Here is an 11471-nt window from a genome sequence, read left to right on the forward strand (position 1 = left end):
AAGGTAAAATTAGCCTGACATGATATAATCAGAGGTCCAGTACGAATTTCGCGTCAAATGAATGGAATGAACCTACTGGAGTTAAGAATATTAAGTGGTAAATAATGTAATCTTAGACGATAGCCAGCAGGCGTTCTTGTTCAAGCCCCTTCTTTTGTGTATCGAGGATATCTAATAGTTTATCTATCTCAGGGAACTGTTCGCGATCGATATTCTCTAACAAATGTATCTGCTGATCATATAAGTCGGATAGTCCATATCGACTAATTAGTTGTTCAATATTAGGCGTTATAAAATAATCACATCTATGATTGGGCAAATGCCTCCGGTATTCATGGATGTAGATACTCAAACCTGCCGGATCAAAATCGCCAAAATGCAGATAGTTGTTTGATATAGTTTGAAGCCACCTGTTTGGACTGTTGCTCATATACCGCATGATTATAACCAGTTCTTGCTGGGGGAAAAGGTGAGCCAATTTTTCAAATTTCAGAAAACACTCCGGATTTTCAATCCCTACAACTAGCGCTGTCTTAGAAATTTGCAAGTGCTCCGGCTGATGAACAAACAACTCGATGCCTTGAGGCTCCGGTTGAATTATTTTTCCAGAAATACTCATTTCTGAATTTATCGCCTTAATAAAAAACCCCTGCAAACTTTTAACACGAAAAGTTTTGGTGGATTTGGATGCCCCAAGCGAACTCTCCCCATCTGAAGTATCATTCTCAAATTCTGCAATATAATTTTCCAACGAAAGTATACCATTCTGTACCCTAAGATAGTTTTGTAATACTTCCGCGTTTGTACAAACATAACCGGATCTGCGGTTACCTAGAGCCCTCTTTTGAATAATTCCATCCTCACAAAATCGCTTCAGTAAGTTTTTTGACTTAACCTCACTTGCATTTAGTTGCTCACCATCCTGCATGCGAATCAAACAACGGGCAAATGACAGGGATAGCGGCTTAGAGTTCATGACTAATCAGTTTGGTAATTCCTGTTTTATTAGACTTTGGATTCTTTCGAAACATATAGATATGCTTGTAATCCTGCTCATTGTGTGAATTTGGAGATCCGTTAATCAGGCGGATGTTTCGTTCACTGGCAAAGGTAATTAACCCTGTCACATTACTATCGTGTAGAATTCCTACTTCATCAATCAAACAATGTAAAATAGTATCGATTTTTTGGGTGGAACCATTACTTTTAAAGATATGCAACAAATTGATGTATATCATTGACTTGACCAAAACATCAGTTCCGTTTGATCCTACATTTGCCAGACGGCTGACCCAATTTGTATCGTTCTCGTTTTCGCGAATCCTAAATTCCAGGTCAAAAGCATCTTCCAGTTTCAGAACCTTTGACTTCGCCTGTCCTATTTGCGAAAGTAAGCTTTCCAGCAATTTTACCGCTTCATCATTATTGCTGTTCGAACCTCCCTGGTTGAATAAATTGATTTCTCCGTAGTTTAGGTTGTTCTCGGATTGGAATTTCCTTATTTTCCTCAAAAGTTGAATAATCTTATCGGAACTTTCTTGAAGGCGCATTTCAATACTTTTAACAACACCAACAAAATTCGATTTCTTAAAATCGGTATTGATCCGTTTTATCACTTTTGCAACATCTTCTTCTTTCTGCAGCAACTCATTGGTTTCATTGACAATATTCATCAATACCATCGCATACTTTCGCGTCACTTCTGTTTTATAATCTATAATTTTCTGTTCGCGAACAAACTCTCTCAAATTTTCAGAAAAGGCCCGATATTGCAATCTGCCGGATAAGCTGGGTTCAAATCCAAGACAATTGTGTTCACTGAAATAACCGGAAAACTCAGTAATCCGCTCTGTGAATAGTTTATCATGCTTTTCATATTCAAGAGCCAACTCCTGCAACTTCCGAATATTTTGATCACAGTCCCACTTCTCTGCATTATCGTGGTGTTCAATAAAGTTTTGTAGTTCGTCAAACAAATGACTCTTGCTAAAGAGATCAAAAGCGCTTAACTCGCGCCGTAGTTCTCCAATTGTTTTGGTAAGCTCTTCTTTTTGGTTTTGTAATAATTTCAGTTCAGCTTTCTCCTTATTTATTCTATTGGTATGGAGTTGCTGCAAATGCTCTAATTCATTTTCCTGAGTTTTACGATTTTGACGGAACTCGTCCAATCGGTCAATGTATTCTACCGAATCTTTTTTGTACTCAATTATTGTTGGGAAGCTTTTCTCTATTTCTGATAATTTGTTTTTTATGGCTTTTTGCTCATCCTCCAATCGCCGAATTTCTGTTGTATCCACCCCTTTTTCTTTCAAAAACGAGTTTCGTTGTTCCTGCAGAGCTTGGATCTTTACATTGAATTTTTCTGTAATCTCTTTTTTCCCTGATTTTATTTTATCATCTAGTTCTAACAACCGATTGCTGATCTTTTTCTCTTGTCCTCTTTTGATTGATTCAAGTTCATGGATGGAATTTTGAAACTGCTGTTGTAGCTTTTCTTGAAAATCCAGAATTTTCTGTTGTTCGACTTTCAGCGTGTGCTTTTCTTCGTCTTTTTTGATCAATTCCTGACGTTTCAGGTTTTCAGCTTTCTCCTTTAATTCTTCCAGAGCGATTCCACATTTTTCAAGGTCAATATCAATCTTATCTACCTGAATGACGCTTTGAGTGATTTCCTGACTAAGCTCTGAAATTTTCTTGTTGTACTTTTTCTGAAGTTTATCTTTCTGATCCTGGGCTTTCTGTTGATGTTGTTCAACGAGCTTGTTTTGTTCTTTCAACAGGTTATTGAAAGCGTCCAACTTCTCCTCCAGTTTTGATTTTGAGATTTCCAGCGGTTGAAGTTGATCCAGGGAAATATCCAGACCATAAATACTATTTCCATCTTTCATTGAAGGCTTTAAATCACTCTTTAGCAAAACATCCCGAGAAATTACTTTTCCAATTGATTGGTGCCAGTCTGGGTTATTTTGGTCCAAAAACTCTAAAAGTGAACCGGATAAAGCCTGCAGTTCCGATTGCAATCGTTCTATCTCTTTTTCCAGTGATTTCTTCCTTTCAGACAAGACCTCATTCTCTTTGTTTTTCTTCAGACCGAAAACCTCGGATTCTTGTTCACCTTCCTTTATCGCGTTTTCCTTCTTTATCCCTGCAACCAATTTTTCCGAAACGAGGGCTTGCCTTTTATGCGAAAGTTCCTGTTGTTTCTTAACTTGCATTTCTACCTCTTCCTTCAAAAAAGGCTTCTTCTGTATGCCTTCAATTTGATGGTCAATATCACGTAGCTTCTGGTCAACGATCGTTTTATCTTCTTTTTGTTCGTCCAGCTTACCGTTGTGGTCTTTTGTAATCTGCTCCTTTTTCTTATAGAATGTATTAAGCAGATCAGCTGAATCCTTTTGGAGATTTTCCTTCTCTTTGGACAGGGAACGTTCAAAATCCAGAATGATTTGCTGACATTGTGTTTCCAGCCGCTGCTTGTCAGTCTGATACTGACTCTCAACATCTTTTAAATTTGAAGTCAGCAAAGACAGTTGTGCTTCTATTTGAGATTGTTCTGTTTCATATTCTGGCTTTTTAGCATGTTCATTCAGTATTTGCTGGATATTTTTTGCAGCGTAGTTTTTTGCCAATTGATTGGCTTTTGCAATATCCCTTTTTACAAGGGATAGTTTGTCTTGGATGCGCCGTTGATTCACCAAAAATTCAGCTTCGATCTTTCCAATTTTACCGGATTGATCTTGTACCTTTTGTCCAATCACTTTCTGATCATCTTCCAATTCACGCTCCTTATATTTTGCCAAATTATATGAAGCACCGATTTGCCACGCCATCTCCTTCTTTCCATCTTCCATTTGAAGAAGCATTTCATACTGAGTCACTATATTCTGCGCCTTTTTCTCATGTAGGAGATACTCTGAAACATCACGGTAATCATTTCTGGCTGTCTCAATATGGTGCCGGTTGGCATCCAGATTCAGTTCAAATGGATCATCACTCAACGAGTTTATAATCGTCGTTTTGATAAAACCTCCATCAAGCGAGGAGTTCAGAAAGATGTTTGAAATCGTTCTGGGGATATTTTGATAGCCAGGATTTTGAAGTACATGAAACCGGTTCATTCCCTTGTTCGCGCCATAAATAATGTCACGGTATTCGGTAAAGTTATGAATTGGTCGGTGGACCTTATATCCCTGTTGATTGGCCTTTTCGATCACCTGCCCTTCTGTTAATGCCTGCTGCAGAGAGATAAAAAGTTCACGATTGTATGACCCATCAATGAATCGAAAACACAAACGATTTTGTTTTTTATACAACCAAACACAGAAGTTTCGGTTTTCCTCACTCACCTCGTAAACAATATAGGAATCGGCATAAGGAAAATAGTAATCACTAAAAGACGACTTCTCTTTCGAAATTCCCAGCTTGCGGGCATCAGCATTGTAAAAAAACAAAATAGCCCGGAGCAATGTACTTTTGCCTGTTCCCTGTGTTCCAATAAAATGAATATTTCCATCCAGTTGAAGTTCGTAAAAATCAACAGTCGCGCTATTAATCAGCACAATGCGGCTTAATTGTTTCATCTCAGTTTAATTCCTGTGGTTGGTTATTAATTTCTTCGTCTTGAATATTCACAGCCATTACTAACTTTTCCATGTAATCCCATGAATCCAGAATCTTCCAGGTTTGATCCATTTCATTTTCAAGATCAATAAAGCCTTCCTTTTGCACTTCTCGAATCAGATCATTGAGCATCTCCTGGTAATTTCTGCCGGGATTTGTACGTTTTTGTAAATCGGTTAACTGTTCTTTCAACGACATATTGATATCGATCTGTTGCAAAATGTCGAAAAGCTTGAAACGCGCCCCTCGGCACAAGTCCTTTCTAAAAGTTGTAAAGAATGCCAGAATATCGAGCCAGCGCAAACCCTTTTCTATCTTGTTTTCCACATTCTGGGTGCTTTCATTTGGTCGTGAGAAATAGTAGTAGTTGTTCCCATTTTCCAGTTGATATCCAATGTCTATGAATTTAGGCTCCAATTCATTAATATTCTCTTCAATATATTGATACAAATAACGACGTTGTGAATTTATCGCATTAGAGCATATAAATTGCCCTTTACTCAGGATGTCAAATATTTCTGCAGTTCTGTAGTTTGAATCTTTCATTAGGCTGGATCGTTTATCGTGTTAGTAGTTTGGGGATCGGTTGTTGTTGAATTCGAGGCCGGATAAATAAGTGCATACTCGAGGTTTTCAAATCGGCCGGTTTCCTCCGAGAAAGCAAAATCCGCTTCGAATAGCGAGGCAAGCCGACAGTATAGTTGAATACGTTTGTTGATGGAGATTTCCTCAGCAAACTGATGATGCATGACAAAAGAAAAAAGGTCCTGGTTTTTCCCCATGAAGACCCGTTTCAATGCATGATAATTGAAAACACTGTCTATCTCATTTTTATCATTGAAAGCTTCATCAGATATGCTGCCGGCGGTATTCTGTGCTAAAAGTCGCTGGTTTTGCTGTTTTTCCCTAACCTTTAAAATCAGCTTCCGTTTTTCTTCCTCATTCAACATATCCTGAATAGATAGTCGGGTACGGAAACCTTCGGTCTTCCGTAAAGGAAGATCCTGATTGGATCCGACGATCCAGTAAAAATTGGTTCGTTCTTTCAGGTAGTGTTTATCCCGAAGCATCTTCAATCGTAGAACTTTTTCAACAACATGTACCCGTTTTTCGATATGGTTTAGGTATTCAATAATCTGTTGCTGAATTTCAATAAGATTATGGAAGCTGTCATTCAAGGCCAGTCGTAACCGATGGACGATAAGCTGCAATTCCGTATCAGCCGCTGTTTTGAAAAATATATCGTCCTGCAATACCCTTTCAACGGCTTTAATTACTCCCTCCAGTGCATCTCTTTGATTTCTTATATCCGTTAACTTCTCCTTCTTTATCTCAAAATTTGTTTCTGTTTTATAGGTTTCATCAGTATTATCTCGAAGTGCCTTTATATTTTGTAACGTAGTTTGGTTAATCCGATACAAGTGTTTCTTGATTTTGACCAGATATTGATCTCGTTTGCTGGGTTGATTCTCTTTCAAATAATAGGATTGATTTTTCTTAATCTGATCAAGATTCTCCTGGATGTACAGAACATGAACCGTTTCGTCAACTTCCATAAATTCCTCAAAAAATTCCTGCAAACGAGGTTCAAGGCTAATCAGGCCTTGATTTCGAAATAGAAGGTCAAAAGCAGCTAGTCTTTCCAGCTTCTCTGTATCATGCTCAACCAACGAAACGACCATTTCTTCCTGTATTGGAGACATCCGTTTATCAAACATTCCGGAAAAAAGCTTTCGGTACCGATATAGCTCGCCAAGCAAATCTTCTATCTTTTCAAATTTAGCCATCCTTATTTTAGCTCACTTGTTCATTTAGTGATTTGTTATTTCCGCATTTTACCTTCCAACTTCTCTTTCAAACCCAATCCTTTGGTGGTTAATCGATATTTTTGATTTTTACTAGTTGACTTTTCAGGCAAAGTCATTTCAATTAACCCTTTTTTTAATGCTGGTTCAAGATAATTGGTTGCAAAGTGCGGTCTGTTCTTCAATTCAAGAATCTCCATCAGCAGAGTCCTGCTCATTTCACCCTTTAAAACCAATACTAAACGATGGGGCAATTCTACTATCTCCGAAAATAGTTCGGATACGTCATGTATGTTGTCATGTTCGGCATCATGTATGGCTTCATGTTCGGCATCATGTATGGCTTCAGCTGAAGGTCGCCAAATCGTCACCTTAAAACCTTCATCAAGAACAATAAGTGGTGGTCTTAATCCTCTTTCTTCTGTGAGTTTAAACATTTCAAGAGTTCCCGTACCATAGCGTTCAATTTCACCTGTCAAAAACATACAACCTGCGAGTAACGGATTATGAGGATAAGAGCTATGTGGTTCTCTCAGATCATTAATATCCAACTCTGGGGGCAAATTACCAGGATTAGTTACTTCAATTCGATCCCTGAAAATCGAAACTTGTATACTGCCTTTGCTATAGTAATCACGATGAGCTACTGCATTAATAATTGCTTCAGAGATAACAGCACGAGGAATTTCGTAAATAGTCTCAACCTGATTACTTTTTTCCCTGGTACCAGTCGATAAGTTTATTTTAGAAAGAACAAAATTTACAGCTTCATCTGCTACCTCAAATACAGTTCCGCCAAACTCTTTGTAATCAGGAATTGGTTTCTGCACTTGTACTCCGTGAAAATGAGCGCATTTAATAGTTGATGATGGAAAAAACAATTGAGGATCAGGAGCAAAAGCAAGTAAAGCACTGTTTACGAGCTTTCCATTCTTGATCATTCTTAGATGTTTCAACACTTGATCAACTGATGCTGTATCTTTTAAGGGAAAGTTTCGCTTATTTCTCGCTAGAACGACAAACTCTTTTACTTTATTTTCATCCAATGATTGGATGTCAGCAGAAGGATGTAACGAATCGTCAAAATCGTGGCTTTCAATTTTTCCTGTTTGCTTTAAATACAGAACTGCTGAATTATAAACTTCCTTTTTCAGCAAATCAAGATTGGAAAATTTCTTTCTGGAAACATCCTGCTCAATTTTCCGTATTAAGGCAATTTCTTTGGGATGGCGATCTGCTCCAACAATGTCCTTTATAAAAATCCATCTGGGAATATGTTCTGCTTTTGCCTGATCATATTCTCTTTCAGTTGGCGAAACACCCATTTCATCTTCAAAGCCATATAATGTTCCTAATAACCCCATATAAATATCCGATTCCTTTACTTCTGTCAAATACACCTTACCTGGAGAATGAGTATTGGCAGGAACTTCTTCAAAAATAAAAGGTTCGAAAAATGTTCCAAGTAATGGATCAAGCCTTAGATAACTTGCCAGCTCTGCCCGTTCATTGGCAAACTCACTCTGAACACTTGATATAAATACTTTTAGTTTTTTCAATGTAACAATTTTTTTATAGATGAAGGATCCGCTTAATAAAGCTAAATATGTATAAAAAATAACATTTTCCCTTAATCTTAATTAGATTACTCCATCCAACTTGTCCAAATTTGGCTTCCACGCTCCTCTTGATTATCTATTCGAAGGTGAACATCAATTTCCTGCTGCATTTCTTCAACATGTGAAATAACACCAACAATACGATTTTCTTTTCGCAACGATTTTAGTGTATCAAAAACAACTCCCAGCGATTCTTTATCCAGGGAACCAAATCCTTCGTCGAGGAAGAAAAAGTTTTGTTTCGATTCGGTAATTTTCTGGATATTATCGGCCAACGCTAAAGCCAGCGACATGGCTGCCTGAAATGTCTGTCCGCCGGAAAGCGTTTTTACACTTCTGATCTTTCCACCATTCATAAAATCGCGCACCTGGAAATTGTTGTCGGGTGTGATTTCTAAACTCAGCTTTTGCCGGGTGAGCTGAAAGAAACGATCATTAGCTGCATTACATAAGTTTTGCAGGTAAACAGACGAAATGTAGTTGACAAATCCACTGGCTTTGAACAACGATTTTATAGTTTTCAGATTCTCTGCCCGCAACTCCAGCTTTTCTAGTTCTTTCTGAAGAGCAGCCTGGCTTTCCAAATCTTTTTGTAGTTTTTTTAGCTGCTCTGCAATTTTTCCCTGCTCCTGGTTCTTCCGTGCAAGATGTTCCTTTAACAAAGCAATGTCTGCATTTAATTTCTGATGTGTTTCCTGGTCATAGATTCGTTCGCCGACGTCTTTCTGCAATTGTTGCAATAACGACTTTGCTTGCAAAAACTGATCTTTAAAATGAGCTATACGTTGTTTTTCAGTATCCGGATTAAACGATTCCGATAAGATCGCCGTAACCTCATCGATGGAATTATACGTCGATTTTTCCAGTTGCTCCTTTGTTTGCTGTCGCAGCTTGTGCAGGCTTTGTTTTTCCTGCTCCAGTTCCTTTTTGCCGGCCTGTACCGAACCAAATAAGGTGTCGCGCAGTTTGCTTTTCTCCGTTATCTGCTGAGTTATTTCGGAAAAAGATTTTTCCAACTGGCTATGTTCCTTCTGCAGCTTACTTTTTTCTATTTCAATCTGTTCAATTTTAACTTCCTGATAAGTTTCGGCTTTTATCAACCGCAGTTGCTTTTCCAGCGTTTTTAGTTCAGTTTGCTGCACTGTTAAAACGGTTCTGATCTTATCGACTTCCACCTGAAACCGTTTAAAATCATTCCCTTTCTTATCAATATCCTTCCCTAACTTCTCCAGTAAATCATCCTGCTTTTTCAATTCGCCCTGAATACGCCTTGCTTCCTGAAACGCCTTTTCCAGTTCGGTTTCCACGCGATATTTCTCCCAGGTAAATTTCTTTGCATGAGCCTCAATTCTTTCCTGCTGAGCCTTTTGTTTTTGCAACAAAGAGTTTTTCTGCTGATGAATCATCTCTTGCTGTTTGCTGAGCAGATTTATGCGGCTTATCCAATCTGATAGCTGTTCCTGTTCCTTTTCGTTTGCCTGTTTTTCTACATTAAGCTTCAACAACGTGTCGTTCAGGTCTTCGGTTTTTAAAACATCGGGGTGATGCACCGACCCACAAAGCGGACATGGCGCTCCATCTTCCATATTTTCGGAATAAGCTTTCAACTGTTCTTTCACACGTATATGACTTTCCTGCTCATTCAGTGCTTTCTGCTTTTCCTTTGCTTTTCCCGTTTTATCCTTTAAGATTTGAAGGATATTGGAATATTCAATTTCCGGCAGTTGTGTAAGACCGGCTTCTTCCAATAGTTTGGCCACAGAATTTTGCAGACTTGAAGTTGTTTTTTGATTTTCTTCCAACTCCTTTTGAATTGCCGGAAGTTCCTTTTCGAGAAGATGTTTCTCGGTGTACCAGTTTTTCACCGCGGATAACAGTTCCAGATCGGGCATCTTCCCTTTTGAGAATTTAATCAGCGCCTCCAACTCTTGTTTCTGAATCTTTAATTGTTCCAGATTTTTTTCATAATCATTGCAAACCTGAGTTCCTTTCTGTAGCCGACCATTTTCTATTGAAATGGTTTGCTCCAGTGTTTTCATTTGTATCAATCGGCCAAGTTCTTCTGCCTTTTGTTTTAACTCCTCTCTTTTTTCATAAGCAGGATTTAGTTCCTCAATTTTCTTGTTCAATGTTCCGATTTCGCTCTCCTGCAACTTTTGTTTTACCTCATCCTGCTTAATCTGTTTTTCGCGAACCTGCACTTTTTCATTTGTCAATTTTAATCCATCCAGCAAATGTTTAAACTGAATTACACACTGTTCGAAACGAGAAATTTTCTGCTCTAATTGTTTGAAAACCGGCTCTTGTTCCCGCAAGGATTTGAATGCTTTTTCAGCTTCTGATTTTCGTTTTGCCAGGTCCTGAAGTTTCCGAAGATCTTCTTCTGTCTTCTGATATTCAGTAAGTTTTGCATTCTGTTTTTTGAGTTCATTCTCAAGTTGCACCAATTGAGATTTGAATACTTTCAATTGTTCAGGATCAACGCTTCCCAACTGCTGCAACTGACCTTCAATATTCTGCTTTTGTGCATTATTTTTGCTTTCGAGCGAGGTCACCTTATAATAAAATTCGAACTTCCCGAGGTTAAAAAGTTCCTTCATCATTTGAGTCCGGTCTTTATTTCCCAATTGCAGAAACTCCTGAAACTGTCCCTGCGGAATGATAATCGTACGTTTAAAATTATCGTAACTTAAACCAATTGCCTGTTCCAGGTCAGCCGTTGCGATGGGAATCCACTCGTTCCCCTTTTTCCGGTAAGCCGACCGGTCCAGCGCTTTTACATCTTCAAAGTTTTTCCCGTTACGCTTGCCCTTAACCGTTGCCCGATAGGCCGTTTGTTCTTTACCAGTTTCAAATACAAAATCGATGAGTAACTCATTCGATTTCAGGTTCATCATGTTGTAGTAACGATTGTCTCCCGAAAGATTTAACCGGTCAGTCCGGCCGTAAATGGCAAAAGTAATGGCTTCCAGAATTGAGGATTTTCCACTTCCTACAGTTCCGAAAATCCCAAACAGATTGGCAGCTGTTAGTTTTGTAAAATCGATGGTTTGCTTTTCCTGGTAGGAATACAAACCTTGTATGGTGAGTTGTACGGGTATCATTGTTCTTCTTCAGCTAAAATTTCAGTAAATAAATTCTTCAAATCATCGTTCGGTTCCTGTCCTTTTTCATGCATAAAATAATCGTGGAACAATTCCTCCATACTACGGCTCAAATCAATCTGTTTTTGCTGGTTACCAACCGAACTATCCGGATTTGTTACTTCGGGGATAATCGAAACTATTCCGGCATGCGCTTTATTTAACTGCTTGCGGTCAGTGGCATTCAGATAAGTTTCTGTTACCAGCGTTAATTCCACTAAAGCCTCCTGATTTTCGGACAACCAATCCAAAGCGTCTTCCATTCCTTCTGCACGTTTGCGTAA

Annotated in this window: 6 protein-coding genes and 1 pseudogene; all 7 read right to left on the reverse strand. The window is 38.5% G+C overall.

Annotated elements, in window-relative coordinates:
* Positions 1–112: 112 nt before the first annotated feature.
* The gene (locus BMW53_RS13340; RefSeq protein WP_139178156.1) at positions 113–976 is read right to left on the reverse strand and encodes a DUF7281 domain-containing protein; all 864 of its coding nucleotides are present in this window, start codon (positions 974–976) and stop codon (positions 113–115) included.
* Entirely contained in the window at positions 966–4580 is a 3615-nt protein-coding gene (locus BMW53_RS13345) for an ATP-binding protein (protein WP_074780767.1), read from the reverse strand. The genes BMW53_RS13340 and BMW53_RS13345 overlap by 11 nt, the downstream gene beginning before the upstream one ends.
* 1 nt (position 4581) lies before the next feature.
* Positions 4582–5166, reverse strand: coding sequence for a condensin complex protein MksE (locus BMW53_RS13350; protein ID WP_038560616.1), 585 nt, complete (start codon positions 5164–5166; stop codon positions 4582–4584).
* Complete coding sequence (locus tag BMW53_RS13355) at positions 5166–6407, reverse strand: hypothetical protein (protein ID WP_038560613.1); 1242 nt, start codon at positions 6405–6407, stop codon at positions 5166–5168. Before BMW53_RS13355 ends, BMW53_RS13350 begins: the two co-directional genes overlap by 1 nt.
* 35 nt (positions 6408–6442) lie before the next feature.
* Positions 6443–7984, reverse strand: a complete 1542-nt coding sequence (locus BMW53_RS13360) for a DUF4062 domain-containing protein (protein ID WP_038560610.1) — start codon at positions 7982–7984, stop codon at positions 6443–6445.
* Positions 7985–8070: 86 nt separating this feature from the next.
* Positions 8071–11148, reverse strand: a complete 3078-nt coding sequence (locus BMW53_RS13365; protein WP_038560607.1) for an AAA family ATPase — start codon at positions 11146–11148, stop codon at positions 8071–8073.
* Positions 11145–11471 (reverse strand): annotated as a pseudogene (locus BMW53_RS20970) (exonuclease sbcCD subunit D); the annotation flags it as partial. The pseudogene BMW53_RS20970 and the gene BMW53_RS13365, both read right to left, overlap by 4 nt.

Origin of the sequence: Draconibacterium orientale (genome assembly GCF_900111425.1) — a bacterium.
Classification (GTDB): Bacteria; Bacteroidota; Bacteroidia; order Bacteroidales; family Prolixibacteraceae; genus Draconibacterium; species Draconibacterium orientale.